The sequence below is a fragment of the Virgibacillus byunsanensis genome (genome assembly GCF_042675965.1).
Lineage (GTDB): Bacteria > Bacillota > Bacilli > Bacillales > Amphibacillaceae > Virgibacillus_R > Virgibacillus_R byunsanensis.
In genome coordinates this window covers 29,654-49,459 of the sequence record NZ_JBHTKJ010000027.1, presented here as the reverse complement: position 1 = coordinate 49,459, position 19,806 = coordinate 29,654, and the positions used below count along the sequence as shown (strand labels likewise).

Here is a 19,806-nt window from a genome sequence, read left to right as displayed (position 1 = left end):
AAAATGATAAATAAATATGAAATTGGTACATTAATTTTAAGAGTGGTATTAGGTTTGACATTCTTTGTTCATGGATTAGTGAAATTTCAAGGTGGAATTGAAAATACAGTTGGCTGGTTTGATAGCATTGGATTACCAGGATTCTTAGCTTACGGTGTTGCATTATTAGAACTCATTGGTGGAATTGCGTTAGTACTTGGATTCTTTAGTAGAATTGTCTCTGGTTTATTAGTTCTACTTATGGTTGGATCTATCCTAAAAGTAAAACTAGCTGTTGGCTTTTTAGGAAATGGTCAAATGGCTGGATATGAACTTGATTTAGCATTTTTAGCAATGGCAGTATTTATTGCGGTTAACGGCTCCAAGGCATATGCTCTTGATCAAGTCATGTTAAAAGGAAAAAAATCGGGAACACAACTACTGTAAACTAATGTAGCTAAAGGAGCATTACTTCTATTCCAGAGGTAGTGCTTTCTTTTTGCAAATGATAAAGGAGGGTAAAAATGCCTATTATTCAAATCAATCTACTTGAAGGCAGAAAACAAGAAACGATTGAAACATGTATACGTGATGTTGCACAAACTGTTCACGAATCACTTGGAGTACCTTTATCTAGTGTTCGGGTTATTGTAAATGAAATACCAAAAAATCATTATGCAATAGGAAATACATTAAAAAGTGAAATGGCTGAATAGAGGAATAACCATTTATTTCCTTATATAAAAAACAACCTATACTACAAACTAGTAAAAAAAGGCGGAAAACTGATGACACAAGTAAAAATCAAACCAAAGATTCTTTCGATACTTGAAGATAAAATTCGATTAATTAAAACAGAGAAAGGCGGTATTTATTTAGTGGGGCCTATAAGACTTCCTGTTAATTTGTATGGGGAGACAGTTATTTTCCAATGGTATTGCTGGCTAAACTGTGAAGAAGTAACGGAGGATTACGAAAGAATTATTGATAAATTATCTTCCATTAATTTAGCTGAACTTCAACAATCCAGTGTCCTTGTTTATGGAGACTTTGAAAATGGCGATGATACGATTATTCGTTTCCATTCTATTTGTCATACTGGAGACATATTTGGAAGCAAAAGGTGTGATTGTGGATTTCAATTGAAACAATCAATGAGTAGTATTGTGGAACATGGAGCTGGTGCATTATTTTATTTAGCGAATCATGAAGGAAGAGGTATTGGCTTATTTAGTAAAGCAATGGCGTATATCCTCCAAGAAAATGACTATGATACCGTTGAGGCAAATGAAGCCCTTGGATTTGTGGATGATTCCAGAAATTATAGCGATGCGATAGCGGTATTAAAAGCATTAAGAAGTAAACCTGTTACCCTCTTGACCAATAATCCAAAAAAGTTAAAGGCTTTAAGAGAAGCTGGTTTACCCGTATCCGGAAGAGAGGCATTATGGGGAGATAGGTCTGAGTATAATGAAAAATATTTAGAGACAAAAGTAAATCGTGCCGGTCACATCAAAGACGAGGAAACTTGTTGTAATGACTAGCCACGAATACTATATGGATTTGGCCTTATAAAATGTACAGGGATTGAATGGGCAAACATTGGATCTGTGATTGTTAATGATAATCGAGCAGTAGGCATTGGTACTCATTTAAAGCGGAGGAACCTCATGCTGAAATTCATACGCTTCGTATGGCAGGTAAAAAGGCAAGAGGTGGCACTATTTATGCCACTCTTTGGCCTTGTTCTCATTATGGTAGAGCCGGTCCATGCGCTGTTGCAATTCGAGAAGCAGGATTAAAAAGAATGGTTATTGCCACCCTCGATCCTAATCCGGTTGTTTCAGGAACTTGAAGATGCAGGAATTGAAGTTATTGTTGGACGGATGAAACAGGTTTTTAAACCTGTTCTACTGATGGCATATAAAATATGATTAACAATAATTAGGTAAGGAAAAAACAAAATTGGCGCTGGCATAAAAAAAGAAAGTTCCCATATAGGGAACTTTCATTAAATGTGTTTTCGGATACAAACCTTAATGATATCTTTTTCAAGTAGCTTCCAGAATACATTCACTGTTCCAGTTGATGATGCTCCCACTGGGCGTGTTCCTCTATTTTGTAACCTAGGAGTTCCTTCACATAATACATCAAATCCAACAACATCAAATTCGTCTCCTTCGTTTGCATCATCACGATCAATGACACATTGGAAGGATCTTTCGTCGGTCAACATATTTTGTGTTTGCGCTCCATCATCAGCAACAGCTGTATATCGGATTACTTTAGTTAACTTACCGCAGATAATTACTTTTTCTGGACAAACATCTTCCACTACAGGTGGATCGGAGAAGAATACATCCGTTTCAACGTTTTCGATTCCTCCCAATGTTGGTGGTACGATTTGTGTTTTAAACTCAACTACATGCTGGCAGCAAGTTTGTGGGTTTGGAATAGGACAAACTGTTGTCGTGGTGGTAGTTGAAGTTGTAGACGTAGTTGTACTGGTCGTAGTTGTAGAACTAGTAGTCGAAGTAGTCGAAGTAGTAGAACTAGTAGTTGAAGTAGTAGAACTAGTAGTTGAAGTAGTAGAACTGGTAGTTGAAGTTGTAGAACTAGTAGTTGAAGTAGTAGAACTGGTAGTTGAAGTTGTAGAACTAGTAGTTGAAGTTGTCATATCCATGAAATTGTCTGCTAAACATTCACTATCATCTTCCTCAGGGCATCCTTCGATTTCCTGGAAAAACAAAGCTACTCTTTCAAATTGTTCTTCTGTTAGTGGTTCATCTGAACAAATAATCCATTCTGCATCTTCACCAGGATCAACTTTTTCTGCATCACTAGTAAAGTTTCTGGAAATGTTCGCATTAATATCGCAAGCACCGGGACATTGAACTTGTACTTGACCAGGACCAATAACCACGAAATCACCTGTATTATTGACATCTAGACAGAAGAAACCAATAGATCCAGCGCTATCTTCATCATTTTCTATTGTTAGTCTAACGCAAAAGTCAGTTACCTGCTCAACTGTTACAGTTGCAGATAAAAGTGGATTATTTGGGGGGCAATTCGCATTTCCTGAGATCATTGCAATTCTTACCATAAACTTTCCTCCTTAAAGTTTTTATTAAATAGAAATTTATTTATTTCCATTTCATCATATACTATTCCTTTGGGAACATATTGCATGGATTACAATCCTATAAAAGTAGTATTGTGTTTTTACCTATCCAAATTAATACTAAAGAATTAGTTTAAAACCACTAAAGAGGATAATAACAACAATGCATATTCGGATATAGTTGGGAGGGATATTTAATGTTAGTTTACTACCAATGATTGTTCCTGGTATGGATCCAATTAAAAGATTTATTGCTAATAAATAATTTATATTTCCAAATCCAGCCATTAATATCGCAGTTATAAAAGTTAGTAAAAACGCATGTGTAATATCGGTTCCTACTAATTCCGATGATTTGATGTTAAAGAAATATAGCATAAATAACGCAAAAAGACTTCCCGCCCCAACAGATGTTAAGCCAACCATTGCTCCGATAATAAATCCTGCTAGAATAGTAACTCGCTTTTTTTCTTGAAATGATTTTTGCTTCCATCGGTTTGTAGTTTTCTTTGAAACGATTTGCACGAAGGTGATTAGTGAAATTGTAATCAATACGAAACCTAGTAGGTCTAAAATAAGTTCTTCATTATAATAATTTACTAAAAATGTGTAAAATAACACATTTGCTACTATTGCAGCAGGTAGGCTTCCTATAGCCATATATTTAACTAGAGTAAATTTTACAGTTTTTTGACGAATATGCTGATAAGTAGCGACAACTTTTGTAGCGGAGTTATACAAAAAGTCTGTTCCAATAGCAATTGATGGTTGTACTCCCATGAAAATTAGTATTGGAGTTAGTAAAGATGCTCCACCAACTCCAGTTAAGCCAACTAACCCTCCTATTACAAAACCAATTACGATAAATTCAAGAACCAATTTTATAACACCTCAAACGTCTAATCAAAATTTTCATAGCGTCATACCTTATAGGGAAAGTAATTTCCGAAGATAACATGGAGGATTTTTAGTGCTGCATGGTCTACAAGAATAGAAGTGGAAGAAACGAGTAATGTATCATATGAGGTTATGTAGCAGAGTGACTTGGCCAATACCTAGTGCGCTATATAATACTGATTTTTTTGCGTTCGGAGGAATAAAACATGGAAAATAATATAAAGGAAAATATCTCTTGGCATAATACGGAAATATCCAAGATTGATCGACAAAAACTGCTTGGGCAAAAGAGTTGTGTGCTTTGGTTTACTGGGTTATCAGGATCTGGAAAGTCCACCATTTCCAGTAAAGTAGATGAAAAGTTACACAACCTTGGGGTTTCAACCTATTTATTGGATGGAGATAATGTGAGGCATGGATTAAATAAGGATTTAGGATTTGGCGGGAAAGATCGTATGGAAAATATTAGAAGGATAGGAGAGGTTGCCAAATTATTTGTGGATAGCGGAATTGTTGTATTGACAGCCTTTATTTCTCCCTATGTAGATGATCGAGAAAAGGTAAAAAATTTATTAGGTGAAAACGAATTTATTGAAATTTATACAAAATGTTCTTTAAAGGCTTGTGAGATGCGAGATCCAAAAGGTTTATATAAAAAGGCAAGAAATGGAGAAATAGCTGAATTCACAGGCATTTCTTCTCCTTATGAGGTACCCGTAAACCCAGATATTACAATCGATACAGAAAATATGTCAGTAGAAGAATGTAGCGAAGTTGTAATTAATTTTATACGTAAGGGTGGGTATGTGGAAAGGCTTATATAATATTTAAAAAACTGGTGAACTAACCAGTTTTTTAAATGGAGATGGTTGAGGTCTTACCTTATTCATATAATATTAGCAAAGCAAGATTGATAACCATACACCCTACCTTTCTGGTTCATATAAATGTTAAGAAGGACATTTTTATGTTCGATTCAAATCGTAAGGTGGAAGGTTGCCTTAATGTGAATGGATTATTACTAAGGGGAAGGGTGAAGTAAGAGAATGGACATTATAATATCAGCAGCTACACATCGTTCAGGTTCAACTTTGTTACAACGAGTATTTAACGTAAGAAAAGAAACGTTAATATGGGGTGAACAGGACGGGTTGTTAACTAAGTTTTGTCAAATACACAGGAACTTAAAGCACTATTCAGAGAATCTTATAAAACAACGTTTAGACTACTTTGATAATGGTGAAGATCCCAATTATTGGATTGCGTGTATGAATCCTGAAATTAAGTACGTTGATAAAGCAGTTTCTGATTCTTTAAAGGTATTATTAAATTCATTATACGAACAAAAAAGAGATGACCATGACATGATTGGTTTTAAAGAAGTTAGATACGGTAATGATGAATTAACGTTATTTCGTAAATGCTATCCTGATGCAAATATTATTCTATTAGTTCGTAACCCTATTGATGTATGGAAAAGCATGGTGGGAGCTGGATTAGGTCAAAATATTAATCATTTCGTAAAAAAGTGGAAGAAACATGCTTTATACTATCTCCAGCTGTCCAAAAACGATTCCAAAAGTCATCTAATTAAATACGAGGATATGGTGAATAAGGATATGACTGCTATCCAAACAATATCAAATTTAGGGAAAATACAAACTGAAGAAATAAATACGGTTCTGTCTAAGAAAATATGGAGTACTCCAAGACAAATTGCAAAGTCTGAGGAGGATTTCATTATAAAAGAATGTGGAATGGTTATGAGAAAATATGATTATTTGTAGATAAATAACATGTTAATGAAGAAGGTGTTTTTGTGGAGAGTGTATCGATTATTATTCCTATTAGCAAAAATATTGAATCCAGGGACAAAAGTTTTAAATGGGTTAAAGCATTCTATGAAAAAATGTTTCCAGAATATGAGCTATGTATAGGGGCAAGTGATGAGCAACCGTTTCCAAAAGCCAAGGTAATTAATAAAGCTGTAAAAGAATCTAATGGTGATATTTTAGTTATTGCGGATGCGGATCTAATATATGATCCAAACTTGTTAAAAGAATCTATTAAAAAACTTGATTCTCATGCATGGGTTATTCCTTTTCGGAAAGTATTAAATATTTCTAAAGAATCTACACAGAAGTTACTTGAAGAAGAACCCCAATGGCCAATCCCGATTCCTGTTGATACAAAAAAACGTCCGCATGCAGCGATGGGAGGGATAAACATTGTTCCCCGAGAACTTTTTGATGCAGTGTGCGGATTTGATGAAAGATTCGTAGGATGGGGAGGGGAAGATGATGCGTTTGCAGCTTCCCTAAATTCCTTATGTGGATATGTAAAAAGAATGGACGGAACTCTGTATCATCTATGGCATAAACGAGGTAGTTTGACTAACTATAAAGAAAACAGAGAATTACTAAGACACTACCGCAAAGGAAAAGAGGCAATTAAGAACCAAGTGGAAATAAGGAGAAGTATGATGGAATAATTTAAATTAATACTAGTAATAGAAGAAGGGGGGACATAAGTGGAACGGAAAAAGTTTTTGATAATAGGTCACCCAAGGAGTGGTACTGGTTTTATGTCGGCATTAATGAAAAGACATGGATATGATGTTGGGCATGAAAGGTTAGGGATGGATGGAATTAGTAGTTGGATGTTTGCTGTAAATGAGAGACAGGTATTTGGTGATTCAAAGCTTAGGAGAGGAGACTTTGAGTTTGACTTTATTGTTATGAATATACGGCATCCCCTTCATATGATAAGTAGTACCTATTTTACGGAAAATGTTAGGGAAAGAAGCTTTACCTTCCGAAACAAATATATTGAATTAGATGGGCTAAATCAAGTGGAAATGGCTGTGAAAAGTGTACTTGAATGGTATCGATTAATAGAGTTACAAAGGCCTAACTTTAAGGTTTGTATTGATAAAAATCCGGAAAGAGAAATGTATTACTTTTTGAGACGGTTTGAAAATATTTCACTTCAAGAACCTGTTACTAAGATTACGAGGAAAATTAACCCTAGAAATCATACTGAATTAACGTTCTCATTTATTAAGAAAAACTGTAACAAAGGGTTAGTTTTGGAACTTGAGAACTTCTGTTATCTATACGGTTACAATATCGGAGGGTAAATTCTATTATTCTCTTTATTAGTAAAAGTGATATACAAAATGAATTGTTTCGTAAATATAGATTTATTTTTATAAAAGCGATGTTGAAATTAGCTTATCACCATATTGTGGTGAGGGTGATATTTTAAAATCAGTTCTATTGACGAGAAGTATTGCTCTGACCGAATTCCTTAGGATAAAGTTATTTCTTATTACTATACTTGTAATCCCAACACACGTAATGACTTTTTATAAACTGATATGTTTAAACGTGCATATAATTATCGCAAGTAAACTATTAATGATGAGGTAGCAATGGACAATATTCGAGAATATGAATAATTGGAAGTGGAAAATAAATGGTGAAAAAGGAGGCGAATGATCATGAAATTTGCAATTTTAACGATGTTTAATGGCTTAGATAGTACTTACTCTTTGGTAAATGTTGTAGCAGAACAAATTAGAATGATGCTAGAAGATGATATGAAACCAATCATGCTTGTCACAGAACATTGTCCACTTGATTCTAGGCAGGGTATATTTTTAGATGAACGTATTGAATGGAGACAGGTGGTTAATCAAGTAGATGGAAAACAAATCCATTGGCGGGACTATACCCAAGCAACAGGCACAGTTCATGACACCTTCTTTAAAGAAGCAGATGTTATTGCCGATGATATCGTTGAAAAATTAGAAGATGTAGACGCTTGCATCATGCATGATATTCATTACCAAGGTTGGCATTTAATTCATAACGTAGCAGTTAGAAAAGCACAAAAAAGGTTACCAGATTTACGGTTTATTGCGTTTACTCATTCGGCACCAGTGAATAGACCCCCAAAAACAGAGTGGCCACTTTCTGCACGTTTTACTCCAATGCCAAACACCACATATGTGTATCCAACACAATCAGGAATCCCAGCCTTAGCTAAACAATACAATGTACCAGAAGGTAATTGTAGAGCTGTTAATAACAGCTTGGATATATTAAGTTTTATGAGTGATGAAGTAAAGGCAGTAGCAAACGAAATGGATATTTTATCACCAGATATTCTTGTTGTATATCCAGGGAGATTAACAACAGGGAAGAAATTCGAAAAAGTTGCTGCTTTAAGTGGAGCCATTAAGAAAAACTGTGAAAAAAGTGTAAAAGTAATTTTTTGTGATTTTCCAAGTGCCGATATAAAGCCTGAAAAATATAAGTCCTTAATAAGATCGGTTGGTTTATCATCAGGCTTGGAACAGAAGGATATATTTTTCACCTCTGATATCGAGGAGTATAAACATGGATTTCCGAGAAAAGCTGTTTTAGAACTTTTTTCACTCTCCAATTTATTTATCTGTCCATCATTTTCCGAATCATTTGGGCTCACTGTATTAGAAGCGGCAAGTAAGGGTAATTTCTTGGTTTTAAATGAAAGAGTACCAGCATTAGAGGAAGTTGGAAAAAATCTTCATGCATATTTTATGAGATGGGATGCGCGAAACTTTGGTTTTAATTCACATGAGAAATACCACCCATCTGAAAAAGCGTATTTGAAGGAACATGCAGAGATTGTAACAAACATGGTGAGGGGAAATCCAGTAATTCATGCGAAGACGATGGCAAGACAACGTTATAGTCCACAATGGATTTGGTATAATCAATTGAAACCAATGCTATCTTCTTAATGTAAATAATAGCAAAAAAATAGAATTACACTCCTATTGATGTTCATAGGAGTGTAATTCTATTTTCTTTTCTTTTTTATCAATACAAACTTTAATAACATCTTTTTCAATAAATCGGAATGCAACTTTTTTTCCGGTTTCTTTATTTGTTGCAAAGTTTGCTTCTCTCTCTTCTACTTCACAAATAATACTAGATTTGCTTATGCTAAACTGATCATCCGATTTAATGTCCTCTCGATCTATGAGACAAGTAAATGGTACTTCGTCGATAAGCTCATAGTCACGTACAATATCATTATCTATAACAGTATGATACATAATTTTTTTTCTTATCTTTCCACAAATAACAACAACCTCATCACATACTTTCTGAATTTCTACAAAGAGGTCTTTCGTTACATTTGTACTGCCTAGTATAGCAGGTGGAACCAGTTGAGTAGAATGTTCTACTAATAACCTACAACATAAATCCTTTTTCTTTGGTCCTGGAGGTCCAGGCGGTCCAGGAGGTCCTGTTTTTCCTTTTTCTCCTTTAGGCCCCGGAGGCCCTTGTTTGCCACGTGGTCCTTTTTCCCCCTTCTCCCCTTTGTCTCCCGGTGGTCCAATAGGTCCTACTCTTCCTCGTGGTCCTTGCTTACCTTGATCCCCCTTAAGTCCTTTCTTGCCTTTTTTACCAGGTGGACCGATACAATTGCAATGAATATGGCCACAATGTTTACACATTTTTTCACCTCATAAACCAGTTTTTTTATATCCTATGTATTTATCTTATACATGGTATGCGTTATAGGGAAAATCCACATTAGCCCCATTTTTAAAAATACAGGCTGATACCCACTACAGTTAGGACTAATATTAATATGTTATTGATAAGAGTGATTTACTGAGAGGAGTGAACTCATTGTTAGATGATGAGAAGAATGTAGTTCTAGAAGATGAATTAAAATTTGATAAAAAAGATATAGGTTCAGATGAATTGAAATTTGATGATAAGATGATGGATTGTAAACATTGCATTTGTGACCTCTTATCCAAGTTAGTGGAGGAACAAACAGAGCATCAAAGAAAGTTTAACAGAACATGTTCTTTACAAAATGTTAGAAAAAAACCGTTCCATAGTATCATTCCTTTTCTACTACAAACGCCATATGGTCACCCGTTCTTTACATGGGGAAAAGTAGGATCTGAGGATTGTTTTGCTACGGTATTTTTTAAAGTGATAAAAGTAGACTGTAAAGAGAATTGCGCAGTTTTGCAATTGTTAGAACCTAATGTTTCTATTATAGATCATGAAGTAAATTGTGTGGAGCCTGCAATGATTTGTGATGTTGATTTTGTTATACCAACAAACGAAAAAGTGTTAGTAGATTTGCGTTGTTATTCTGCAATTAAATTGATCTCCCCGGACTTTGTGAAGAAACCGGGTTAAACCTGTCCGATCCTTTTCCTAGTTAGAGTACATCCGACAATTTATGTTCCTGACCATTTACGCCTTTATAATACTGTCCACCACATTTTCACAATAAACTGTGGTGGGGCAGAAGGACCTCCTCTATCCATTAAATCAAAGTCTCTAACTACATCGTAAGGAATATTTCTCTTCTTCATGCAACTCTAAACAATGAAAGTTGATGGATTTTCTTTAGAACTAAATGATCGGTTCCTTTTCTCTTTTTCTTCTTTCCTTTCTTGCGGTTCTTTGCTTGGGGTGTGATCATCAATCACTCTTTCTAAATAGTTTCTTGCTTTCTTCGTCAAAGCTACTTTTAGTTGACTTGATGATGTAATGTAGGTGTTAAAACCTTGTTACATCACTGTTTGTAACATTTCATTTCGTTTAAACAATTAATATCACAATAATATTCATCTTTATAGGGGCGTTTTCTTACAAATTCATATTTGTTGAAAGTGTCCTTTTTTAGTAGATAAGTGTACTTGCATTTTTGTTCTTTTTTAGTACTAATGCAATTAAAAATTATTTAATCGGTCTCAAATTGGACACCCTATTATTGGGTGATAAATATGAAGGCAAACGAGAGCGATTATAAAAAATATAGTGATGCCATCGATCAAATTCAGCAAGGGAACGAAGCTATGATTGATTTATTTAATGAGCTTGAAGATGACCTTCCTCTTGTGGATTTTAAAGATGATGTTGCAGATAACATCACAAAAGCCAAGAAAAAATATGGCGATGAAATGGTTAATAGCAAGATAAATAACGTTGTTGGTGAGATGCTTTCGTGGCTTGACCTTGAAGACGTTAATACAGCTAATGAAGAGGAACCAGGGGTACAAGAGAAAGAGGATAATGATTAGGATAAATCAATCTATACGTGGTTTCATTTTTATGTTATAATACGAACAAACGTTCTAAAAAGGTGGTATTTAAATGAGAGGAATGTTGCAGCGTTCGATTGATAATAAGGAAAAGATTGTTATCTTTTACATGGATAAAGACAATACAGTTACCAAACGATCTATTAGAGTAATTAATTTTAATGAAGATACAATTTTGGCCTACTGCTATTGGCGTAGGAAGATAAGGACATTTAAATTAAACAACATCCTTTCAGTTGGATTACCAGGCAAACGAATGGAGGCGTAAAGGTTGAGTGTAAACGATAGAGGCACAATTAAATGGACTTCGATGATGCTGCCTGAACATGTGAATTTACTTCGTGAAATGTGGGAAGAAAAGAGCCAAAAAGATAAGCCCATTCTTGAAGAGGATATAAAAGAAGAGATAAACACGCAGCTGCAATTAGCCATCCATGATAATTTAACGATTGAGGTTAAACATTTTTCTGGGCGTGATTATCTCACCAAAAAAGGTAAATTAGCTAAGATTGATCAAACTATGTTACTTTTCGATGATGATACAAGAATTAACTTATACCATGTGTTGGATGTATATGTAGATTAACCCCTCACGCGGGGGGCTTTTTAATAGTCTAGGAAATTATAAAATTAGGAGCCTGTGGATAATTTATTTACTGCTTAAACCACGTCCAGCTCCAGCGCCCGTGCTGTTAGTGGGCTTCCTGATCCTCCTTACGATAAGTCAACATCGAATCGCTTAGCAAAGGAAGGCCGACTAAAAGCGGGCTCCCGGCCCAACGTCGGCATACCCCTATGAAGGGGCATGTTTCCTTTTAGATGAACTTGACTTTTCGCCAATAATGGCGAAAGTCAGAGTGAATCTTATACTCTGGAGTGAATCTCATGCGGATTTGGAAGATCGACTAACTTCGCCGCTTTGCGCGGCAACGTCGACCCACCCGCGATGCGCGGGCGCAGCCCATACGTCGCTAAACGGGCGCTTGCGCTTTTGTTCTAGTCGAGTTCAGGAGCTGTTCGGTGTTTTGTTGCTTGTTCAAAAGCAAAGGCTAATTTGATTAAGTTAGATTCAGAAAATGCTCTTCCTGTGAAAGTTATGCCTACTGGCTTTCCTGTTGATGTATACCCTGCTGGAACAGTTATCGAAGGATAACCTGCTTTTGCAGCAATAACGGCTCCATAATTATTTGCAAATAGTAAAGCGTCTAAATTATGTCTATCCATAACCTCATCGATTCCTTGTTCCTGTGAACGTTCTAGATCATTTAACCGGGCGTTAATATATTCGGATTCCGTAAGTTTGCCGCTTTTTTGATTGGATAACTTGAGAAGTGTTTGTCCATATTTCAAGGCTGATTCTTCATGAAGATTATTGAACGTAATAACTTCCTCCAATGAATGAACAGGCAATTGATTTGATGAATTATGTAGATATGCATTTACTCCACTTTTAAATTCATGAAGGAGTACATTCACATCGTGCAAATTTGTTGGTAAACGAACCGGATCAATAAGCTTAGAACCTAACTTTTCTATGGACGTTAAAGCGGAGTTGATAATAGTAAGTTCTTCTTTATCCAGCCCTTCCATATAATCACGAGAAATTCCAATTCTAGTTTTTTCTAATCCTTTTGTATCCAGTGCTGCAGTATAGTCCTTCGTATTATTTTGAGGATAAATAGATGTAGCTGGGTCATTTTCATCAACACCTCTAAGTATACCAAGCATAATTGCTGCGTCTTCAACGGTACGAGTTATCGGACCGGCTGTGTCCTGGCTATTAGATATCGGGATAATACCAGTGCGACTGATTAATCCTACAGTAGGTTTTATCCCTACAAGTGAGTTACTACTTGCTGGACTAAGTATTGATCCACTGGTTTCTGTGCCAATCCCGCCAGCAGCAAAGTTTGCAGCCACCCCTGCTGCAGATCCAGCACTTGATCCGCCAACATCATGCTTACCTGGGCCATATGGATTTAATACCTGGCCTCCGAGTGAGCTGTAACCATTTGGCATTCCCTCAGTCATGAAATTAGCCCATTCAGTCAAGTTAGCCTTACCTAGAATAACAGCACCAGCTCCGCGTAGTTTTTTTACAAGAAAGGCATCCTCTTTTGCATAGTTATTTTTAAGAGCAAGAGAGCCAGCAGTTGTGTGCGTTTTATCCCCTGTGCCGATATTATCCTTTAATAGAATAGGAATCCCATGAAGAGCTCCGCGAGATCCTTTTTGAGATCTTTCTTCATCTAGTGCTTTTGCAATATGTAAGGCGTCAGGATTTATTTCCACAATAGCGTTTATTTCGTTATTGTGCTTGGCTATTTGTTCTAAATACATCATGGTAAGCTTTTTTGCCGATAGATTGCCACATTCCATTTCATCCTGCATGTTGGAAATGGTGGCTTCAGTAAGTGTGAATGTCATGGTAATTTCTCCTTATGAGTTGACTATATTTAATAGTGATTGAGGTTTTTGATCCCTTCCACTATTCCTTTAGTATAACAAAATAATTGGTATATCTAATTAAAATACTACTTTAGTTCTATATAAAAATAGAACTTCCGTTGTTTAGTTTAATCCTTCTGAAGAATAGATTACCTATGTTTAAATTGTTATATTAGAGTAAAGATTTAAAAAATTATGGTCAGGAGGAAATAATATTAAAAATTTGCTGAAAATAACACTCACATTTTTATTAATTTTATCGGTAACGATCTCAATAGGAATGGGTTCACAAGCCAATGCAGAGACAGATTTAACAGAAATCATGGATGAAAAGTTAAAGGATGAGCTTACCACTGCAACTGGCCCATTGGAAGTTATCGTTACATTCCATGGTGACGGAGCTCCCTCGAAGGAGAATGTTAATTTATTAAAAACCTTGGGAATCGACACAGGAATAACAATGGATAATCTCCCCATAGCAGGGGTATTGGCAACAAAAGATCAAATTCTTTCTTTAGAAGAGTCTAAACAAATCCGCTCATTATTCTTAAATGTAAAGCTTGAATATGAAAATGCTTCCTCTACAGCCATTACAGGAGTAGATAAAGTTCGGACTGATGATGAACTCAGAAAAGCTAATGGTGGATTTCCTGTTTCAGGAGAAGGTGTTGGTGTCGTAATAAACGATAGTGGTGTTGATGGGACACATAATGACCTTAAATTTGGTGAAAATCTGATCCAGAATGTTTTAGGTGCAACCAACTTAAATGCTGTAAGTAATCTTCTGCCAGTTACTTATACGGAGGACGTTCCAAATACTGATTCTGATTCAGGCCATGGAACTCATGTTTCAGGCACAGTTGGTGGCACTGGTGTACAGTCAGCAGGTAAATATGAAGGAGTGGCTCCTGGAGCGGATCTTGTGGGCTATGGATCTGGAGCAGGGATAGCAATTTTAGATACAATTGGAGGATTCGATTATGCACTAACTCACCAGCATAGTTATGATATACGCGTCATAACTAATTCTTGGGGAGCTACGGCAGATGCAGGAACTGATTTTAACCCTAATGATCCTATTAACGTTGCAACAAAGAGGCTTTATGACAGGGGAATAGTAACAGTTTTTTCAGCAGGTAACTCAGGTCCGGGTGAGTCTACTATTTCCGGAAATTATAAAAAAGCTCCCTGGGTTATTACAGTAGCTGCTGGCACAAAAGAAGGTAATCTGGCTGATTTCTCATCAAGAGGTGTTCAAGGCAAGTCAGGAACAGTAATCATGGATGGAGAAGAGTGGACTTGGGAGGATCGTCCGACTGTAACAGCTCCAGGCGTGGACATCATTTCTGCTCGTGTACCAGCACCTTTATCTGTATTGGCAGCAGAAAAAGATGCGGAAGTAATTGAAACAGCCTATCTTCCATACTACACAACTATGAGTGGTACTTCTATGGCGGCTCCTCATATAGCCGGTGTGGTTGCTTTAATGCTTGAAGCAGATCCTACCCTTTCACCGTTAGATGTAAAAGAGATTATTCAAATGACTGCTACGAATATGCCAGGCTATCAAGCATGGGAAGTTGGTGCAGGGTATGTAAACGCTTATGCGGCTATAGATCATATTTTAAATGGTACCGAATACGGTGATGCGTTAAAAATGAACTATGACTTTAATGCAAGTGCAGAATTAAAAGTTGAAAGAGAAGATGTAACGATTAACTACGATCCTCTTTCTTTAAACGGTAACAGTATCGAATTTGAAGTAAAAGAAGGGCTCTCGGAATTACTTGCAAGAGTTAATGCAAAAGGTTTGTTAGAGGAGACGGGTAATCCAGTCAATTTAATTCTTATAGATCCAGAAGGTAACGAATACCGTTCAGGGATTTCGGCTCTTTTCACTCTTTATACTGACAGAACTGTTCAAGTGCTTTCTCCTATTCCAGGGACATGGAAAATGAAACTAGAAGGTTTGGGAGGCTTAGCGCTTCCTGAAGAAATCAATGGAGAACTAACCTTTAAACGTTCAGGTCAATTTTCGGGACTAGACGATATTAATGGCCATGAGGCAGAAGATGCAATTAAGAGTGGGATAAATAATCAATTATTAGATAGTTATAATGACAGTAAGTTTAAACCAGATCAACACTTAACCCGACTAGATCTAGCAAAGTATTTAGCGGTTGGAAATGGTATCCGGCAGTCGAGTGAGGATCCATCTAGTGATATAAAAGATGAGGATGCGGCATTTATCCAAGCAGTTATAGCAAGAGGTGCAGCTTTAAAGGATACTAACCAAGTGTTTAATGGGGTAATGCTTGAAGTAAAAGATAATAAATTTGCACCTAATCAAAGTGTTACAAGGAAAGAACTGGCGTATAGTCTCGTACAAAGTCTTGGACTTCAGGAAGAAGCTGAAGAACATACAGGAGAGGTCACGGTTCAATATGGGGATGAAAGAATTACTTTAAACGACTCTGAGGAGATTTCTGAACAATTTAAAGGCTACATTCAGCTTGCTCTAGATCTGAATATATTAAATGCAACATTTTCGGTTTCCCAAGGCAGTTATGACATAGAACCAACTGTTGAAGCAGTTTTTGAACCTGAGGAAACAATGACTCGTGCCGATTTCGCAGTAGCTATCACCCGCTATTATGCAACATATTTAAAATAAAAGGTTATTTTCGTAAAGATTGTTGCTTTTGTCACAATAGATATAAAATGCGACGTAACTTTATGTGACGGTTAACCTACCGCTACGGAAATACACTTCGCTTTCACCCATCCGGGTACAAGTGCGACATCTGCTTCGTTTCACTGCGCAGTGTCTTCTACCCGTGGGCGGCTGATGAGCCTCCTCGAGCTAACGCTCTGCGGGGTCTCAACATAGCTAGACATCGCACGCAGAAAATCGGTTTGTATTTTCAAGGAGTCTACGTGTATTTCCTCCGCTGTTATTTCCGTTACTGTCATGGGACTGTATCTGTATTAATAAAACACCTTACCAGTTCGGGTGAGCGGAGGGCGGTGACTCCTGCGGGAACAGCACGTGTCCGAAGACCCCGCAGAGTGGTTTTCTCGAGGAGGCTGAGGCCGTGCCCGCGGAAAGCATCCGTCCGTAGCGATCCCGGACGGCGGCAATAGAGGTAAGCCTAAAGTTACGACGCATTATATATCAACTATGAAGATGAAAAAGCAATAATGCGTGTGAAAACAGCCAAATAAAACAAATCGAAGGCTTACACTAATTTTAGTGTAAGCCTTCTTTGAAGATTAAAGTGATTGCTAAGAAGGTGTAGAATTTAAGCAGGAATCCTCTTACAACTAGTAGTCAAAATTATACTATAGGAAATGGGATTAGTTAATCCCTTTGTGTATTGTCCTTTAAAGATGCCGTTGCTCCTACGCTCCCTTTTTCCTTTTTAAACCCTTTATCAAGTTGACCAGCGTTCTCAATATCTCCTGACATCTTATAACCAGCAACTTCCTGAGTTCCAGTGGTTCCGTAAAGTCCCATACCACCGAGTTCAGCATTTACATTTTTTGGAGTTTTATCCTTCTTCTCAGTCATTTTTAAACACCTCCCATTACTAGCTTAACCAACGGAAAAGCTACTATGCTAAAGGGTATAAATTAGGTCTTTTGATGTAAACTTTGATTCTATTCGCTTCTTTAGGTTTGTGTTTTTAAAAATAAGGAAATCACACGTTATAGAGGTGAATAATGATGTATTCCCTACAAAAAACAAAAACGATAGGTAATAATGGAATGATTAACCTACCAAAGAAATGGGTAGCAGAATTTGGATTTCACCTTGGAGAACTGGTTGAAATCCGTATACAAAATAGAGAAATTTGGATATCTCACTATCAAGAAGAAACGACGGAAAATGTACGCTATATTACTGCTCGGCAAAATGTGAGTATTCCATCAGAAATAAGAAATCTATTAAATTTAGACAAGGGTAATAAACTGAAATTATATGTGGAACCAAATGAAAAATCATTTGTATTTATACCGATTGATAAAAATGGAAGTAGTTAGATTTCCCTCCGTTCAATACTAATGAAACCGAAGTCGTATCTTATATACCCAAGTATATTCGTATATATGATAAAATTATTTTATCTTATAAAAGGAGAACAGTTTCTTTTGTAGCTCCAACTGTTCTAGAATAAGGAATTGGTTCATAGTTTTAACCAACACGGATTAGTTACTATTTCAGGAGGGTGTATGATGAAGCGTACAGTTGAAATCATTTTTACTGTTATCGGTATTATAATGTTCGGTATATTGTTAGTAGGAAGTACTGCATTTCTCAACGCGCAAGGAGATTCGGAGTTAGAGGAAGCTATAAGAACAGTTATCGATCAGCAAGAAACTGGGGAAATACCTGAGACGGTTAATGTAGCTCAGATTATTGATTTTATAAACGGAGCTTCGCTGTATCTACTTATTGTAACAGGGGTTTGTGCTGCTTTAGGTATTTTAGCTATTCTGTTTCTTGTAGGTAACAAAAAACCAAAGGCTGCAGGAATCATCTTGATTGTAACAGCTGTTATCGGAACACTTGCTACTGTCTTTATGGGTATCTTTGGAGGAATAGCATATCTCGTTGCAGGAATTGTCAGTTTAGCAAGAAAACCAAAAGTAACGTCTTAATTAAAAAAGGGATTCTCATCGGCCATGTGATGGGAATCCTTTTTATGCTCTTGCCTTTTGCTTTTCTAACCTTAATAAGGTCCATCTAATCAACCCACCGACGATTAATCCAATAAATAAAAACAGCATTGGAAGCCACATCGGCCCAATCAGATATCCAAATATGGTAAATGTCGGCGATAAAATTAGCCCTAGTGTCACAAAATAAGCAGAAAAGACAAATGGCAGATACATATAAGGTTTATCCTCTCCTTCTGCATCATTATAGGCATCCCACATGGCGAAAAAATACAAACATGGATAGAACATTAGCCACTGGTAATCCGTCTGGTCAATAGCTTCTTGTATTCGCCCGTGATAACTTAGTAAAATGATTTGATTAAAGTTACCCATAACATTAACGATAAATTCTAGTGCAATAAACAATATTCCCTTAATGTATTTATGATTAAGTAACTGTCCGAATCCAGGTAGGGCAATGCTCCACAGCAATTTAGCTAATTTGTCTTTGTTTGTTCCAAATTGTTTTCCCATAAATATACCTATTTAGCTAGTTCTTTTCTATTTACTGCCATTGGTGGTTGTTCCATCCAACCATTATTAATCATGATGTTTGCCCCATCATCTGAATAATGTGCTATTTCTGCTATTAAGCGTGTATAATGCACCCCAAGGTCGTGTCGTGGGCTAGTTGACATCGCAACCCCATATTGGCCAATGCCAGAAGCTATAAGAACGGTGACAAAATACATCATTAGTTTATCGGAGAATGGGGGGGTGGTTGAATCCGTTACTTCAGATGTCAGTAATATTGCCCCACCAGATAAATAATTAGTACGTAAAATAGATGTGAAAATCTCTGTATGTTTTCCCGAAATATCTCTTCCTCTTTCAAAATACTTTCTAACTTCTTTGGATGTTGCAACCTGACTGTAACCGGCTATAATTGCTTGTCCTAAAGCATTACGCTTAGCATGAAAGGAAAGATGTGCAATTTCACTACCAAGAAGTGGTCTACGGCTCTCAAACCAACCTGATAGAAAGTTTTGCTTCTTAACAAAATCAATTTGTTTGGCCTTCGGAATTTTAGGTGCTCGGATATAAATCCCTTTTTCTTTTGCCAAATCCTTTGTTTTGACATGAAGATCTTGTACTTCCCTAACTACTTCTGAATAAAATTTGATAATATTTGCTTGTTCAGCAAAACTTAGTGCTTCACTATATGCAATGAGTGATAAGTTTGTCATGCTTAACACGAATTCAAGATACAGTCTATCGGAGAAAAGCCGAGGTGCCTGTAGGTTAATATCCTGTTCCGAAAAACCTTGAGGAACAGGATATTCTTCTTCACCAAATAAGTGTGTTATTTTTTCCTTGTGTTTCTGTGATAACGTTAAGGTGATTTCCAGAATAGATCGAATTTGATCATCATCAGTATGTTGCAAAAAATAGGTAATACCACATATTGTCATTGTTTCATTTTGATATGTCGTCCAAAGGCTGGCAATTTCACCTGAGGTTAATCCTACATGATGTTCTGTGTTCTCCATATAACTTATTCCTTTCC

The 19,806-nt window shown here is 36.5% G+C and carries 22 protein-coding genes and 2 pseudogenes; 16 read left to right on the top strand and 8 right to left on the bottom strand.

The window, feature by feature from the left end; all coding sequences use genetic code 11:
• Positions 1-3 precede the first annotated feature (3 nt).
• The 4 genes and pseudogenes from ACFQ3N_RS11145 to ACFQ3N_RS11130 form a co-directional block, all read left to right on the top strand.
• Positions 4-426 carry a DoxX family protein gene (locus tag ACFQ3N_RS11145; RefSeq protein WP_390362405.1) on the top strand — a complete coding sequence of 141 codons (423 nt, stop codon included), beginning with the start codon at positions 4-6 and terminating at the stop codon, positions 424-426.
• A gap of 77 nt (positions 427-503) precedes the next feature.
• The gene (locus ACFQ3N_RS11140; RefSeq protein ID WP_390362403.1) at positions 504-695 is read left to right on the top strand and encodes a 2-hydroxymuconate tautomerase; all 192 of its coding nucleotides are present in this window, start codon (positions 504-506) and stop codon (positions 693-695) included.
• Positions 696-767: 72 nt separating this feature from the next.
• Positions 768-1,523 (top strand): GTP cyclohydrolase II, encoded by a 756-nt coding sequence (locus ACFQ3N_RS11135; RefSeq protein WP_390362401.1) that lies wholly within the window; start codon positions 768-770, stop codon positions 1,521-1,523.
• Between the two features lie 13 nt (positions 1,524-1,536).
• Positions 1,537-1,895: pseudogene (locus ACFQ3N_RS11130) on the top strand (bifunctional diaminohydroxyphosphoribosylaminopyrimidine deaminase/5-amino-6-(5-phosphoribosylamino)uracil reductase RibD); the annotation flags it as partial.
• A gap of 95 nt (positions 1,896-1,990) precedes the next feature.
• Here the strand turns inward: ACFQ3N_RS11130 and ACFQ3N_RS11125 are convergent.
• Both ACFQ3N_RS11125 and ACFQ3N_RS11120 read right to left on the bottom strand, forming a co-directional pair.
• The gene (locus ACFQ3N_RS11125; protein ID WP_390362399.1) at positions 1,991-3,085 is read right to left on the bottom strand and encodes a hypothetical protein; all 1,095 of its coding nucleotides are present in this window, start codon (positions 3,083-3,085) and stop codon (positions 1,991-1,993) included.
• Positions 3,086-3,223: 138 nt separating this feature from the next.
• Positions 3,224-3,982, bottom strand: a complete 759-nt coding sequence (locus ACFQ3N_RS11120; protein WP_390362397.1) for a sulfite exporter TauE/SafE family protein — start codon at positions 3,980-3,982, stop codon at positions 3,224-3,226.
• A gap of 224 nt (positions 3,983-4,206) precedes the next feature.
• Here ACFQ3N_RS11120 and cysC point away from each other — a divergent pair, with 224 nt between their 5' ends.
• The 5 genes from cysC (at position 4,207) to ACFQ3N_RS11095 (ending at position 8,789) form a co-directional block, all read left to right on the top strand.
• On the top strand, positions 4,207-4,824 hold the full coding sequence (cysC, locus tag ACFQ3N_RS11115; RefSeq protein ID WP_390362395.1) for an adenylyl-sulfate kinase: 618 nt from the start codon (positions 4,207-4,209) through the stop codon (positions 4,822-4,824).
• A 222-nt stretch (positions 4,825-5,046) separates the two neighbouring features.
• Positions 5,047-5,787, top strand: coding sequence for a sulfotransferase (locus ACFQ3N_RS11110; protein ID WP_390362393.1), 741 nt, complete (start codon positions 5,047-5,049; stop codon positions 5,785-5,787).
• 32 nt (positions 5,788-5,819) lie between these two features.
• The gene (locus tag ACFQ3N_RS11105; RefSeq protein WP_390362391.1) at positions 5,820-6,491 is read left to right on the top strand and encodes a galactosyltransferase-related protein; all 672 of its coding nucleotides are present in this window, start codon (positions 5,820-5,822) and stop codon (positions 6,489-6,491) included.
• A 39-nt stretch (positions 6,492-6,530) separates the two neighbouring features.
• Positions 6,531-7,139, top strand: coding sequence for a hypothetical protein (locus ACFQ3N_RS11100; RefSeq protein ID WP_390362389.1), 609 nt, complete (start codon positions 6,531-6,533; stop codon positions 7,137-7,139).
• A gap of 363 nt (positions 7,140-7,502) precedes the next feature.
• Positions 7,503-8,789, top strand: a complete 1,287-nt coding sequence (locus tag ACFQ3N_RS11095) for a glycosyltransferase (RefSeq protein WP_390362387.1) — start codon at positions 7,503-7,505, stop codon at positions 8,787-8,789.
• Positions 8,790-8,822: 33 nt separating this feature from the next.
• On the opposite strand, the gene ACFQ3N_RS11090 is transcribed toward ACFQ3N_RS11095, so the two are convergent.
• Positions 8,823-9,512, bottom strand: coding sequence for a collagen-like triple helix repeat-containing protein (locus tag ACFQ3N_RS11090; protein WP_390362385.1), 690 nt, complete (start codon positions 9,510-9,512; stop codon positions 8,823-8,825).
• Between the two features lie 178 nt (positions 9,513-9,690).
• On the opposite strand from ACFQ3N_RS11090, the gene ACFQ3N_RS11085 reads away from it, so the two are divergent.
• The gene (locus tag ACFQ3N_RS11085) at positions 9,691-10,218 is read left to right on the top strand and encodes a CotY/CotZ family spore coat protein (protein WP_390362383.1); all 528 of its coding nucleotides are present in this window, start codon (positions 9,691-9,693) and stop codon (positions 10,216-10,218) included.
• A 175-nt stretch (positions 10,219-10,393) separates the two neighbouring features.
• On the opposite strand, the pseudogene ACFQ3N_RS20460 reads toward ACFQ3N_RS11085, so the two are convergent.
• A pseudogene (locus tag ACFQ3N_RS20460) lies at positions 10,394-10,559 on the bottom strand (IS91 family transposase); the annotation flags it as partial.
• A gap of 252 nt (positions 10,560-10,811) precedes the next feature.
• Between ACFQ3N_RS20460 and ACFQ3N_RS11080 the strand changes: the two are divergent.
• The 3 genes from ACFQ3N_RS11080 (at position 10,812) to ACFQ3N_RS11070 (ending at position 11,715) form a co-directional block, all read left to right on the top strand.
• Complete coding sequence (locus tag ACFQ3N_RS11080; protein ID WP_390362381.1) at positions 10,812-11,108, top strand: atypical membrane-integrating protein (Mistic protein); 297 nt, start codon at positions 10,812-10,814, stop codon at positions 11,106-11,108.
• Positions 11,109-11,181: 73 nt separating this feature from the next.
• A complete protein-coding gene (locus ACFQ3N_RS11075) occupies positions 11,182-11,397 on the top strand; it encodes a hypothetical protein (protein ID WP_390362380.1) in 216 nt (71 codons plus the stop codon).
• Positions 11,398-11,400: 3 nt separating this feature from the next.
• On the top strand, positions 11,401-11,715 hold the full coding sequence (locus tag ACFQ3N_RS11070; protein ID WP_390362377.1) for a YolD-like family protein: 315 nt from the start codon (positions 11,401-11,403) through the stop codon (positions 11,713-11,715).
• A 410-nt stretch (positions 11,716-12,125) separates the two neighbouring features.
• Here the strand turns inward: ACFQ3N_RS11070 and ACFQ3N_RS11065 are convergent, their stop codons facing one another.
• A complete protein-coding gene (locus ACFQ3N_RS11065) occupies positions 12,126-13,556 on the bottom strand; it encodes an amidase family protein (protein ID WP_390362375.1) in 1,431 nt (476 codons plus the stop codon).
• A 244-nt stretch (positions 13,557-13,800) separates the two neighbouring features.
• On the opposite strand from ACFQ3N_RS11065, the gene ACFQ3N_RS11060 reads away from it, so the two are divergent.
• The gene (locus ACFQ3N_RS11060) at positions 13,801-16,251 is read left to right on the top strand and encodes a S8 family serine peptidase (protein ID WP_390362373.1); all 2,451 of its coding nucleotides are present in this window, start codon (positions 13,801-13,803) and stop codon (positions 16,249-16,251) included.
• Between the two features lie 687 nt (positions 16,252-16,938).
• Here the strand turns inward: ACFQ3N_RS11060 and ACFQ3N_RS11055 are convergent.
• Entirely contained in the window at positions 16,939-17,148 is a 210-nt protein-coding gene (locus ACFQ3N_RS11055; RefSeq protein WP_390362370.1) for a hypothetical protein, read from the bottom strand.
• A gap of 152 nt (positions 17,149-17,300) precedes the next feature.
• On the opposite strand from ACFQ3N_RS11055, the gene ACFQ3N_RS11050 reads away from it, so the two are divergent.
• Both ACFQ3N_RS11050 and ACFQ3N_RS11045 read left to right on the top strand, forming a co-directional pair.
• A complete protein-coding gene (locus ACFQ3N_RS11050; protein ID WP_390362367.1) occupies positions 17,301-17,621 on the top strand; it encodes an AbrB/MazE/SpoVT family DNA-binding domain-containing protein in 321 nt (106 codons plus the stop codon).
• Positions 17,622-17,813: 192 nt separating this feature from the next.
• Positions 17,814-18,239 (top strand): DUF4064 domain-containing protein, encoded by a 426-nt coding sequence (locus ACFQ3N_RS11045; protein WP_390362365.1) that lies wholly within the window; start codon positions 17,814-17,816, stop codon positions 18,237-18,239.
• A 42-nt stretch (positions 18,240-18,281) separates the two neighbouring features.
• Here the strand turns inward: ACFQ3N_RS11045 and ACFQ3N_RS11040 are convergent, their stop codons facing one another.
• Together ACFQ3N_RS11040 and ACFQ3N_RS11035 are read right to left on the bottom strand one after the other, a co-directional pair.
• Entirely contained in the window at positions 18,282-18,773 is a 492-nt protein-coding gene (locus ACFQ3N_RS11040) for a hypothetical protein (RefSeq protein ID WP_390362363.1), read from the bottom strand.
• Positions 18,774-18,781: 8 nt separating this feature from the next.
• Positions 18,782-19,789 (bottom strand): DUF3231 family protein, encoded by a 1,008-nt coding sequence (locus tag ACFQ3N_RS11035; RefSeq protein ID WP_390362361.1) that lies wholly within the window; start codon positions 19,787-19,789, stop codon positions 18,782-18,784.
• Between the last annotated feature and the right edge of the window lie 17 nt (positions 19,790-19,806).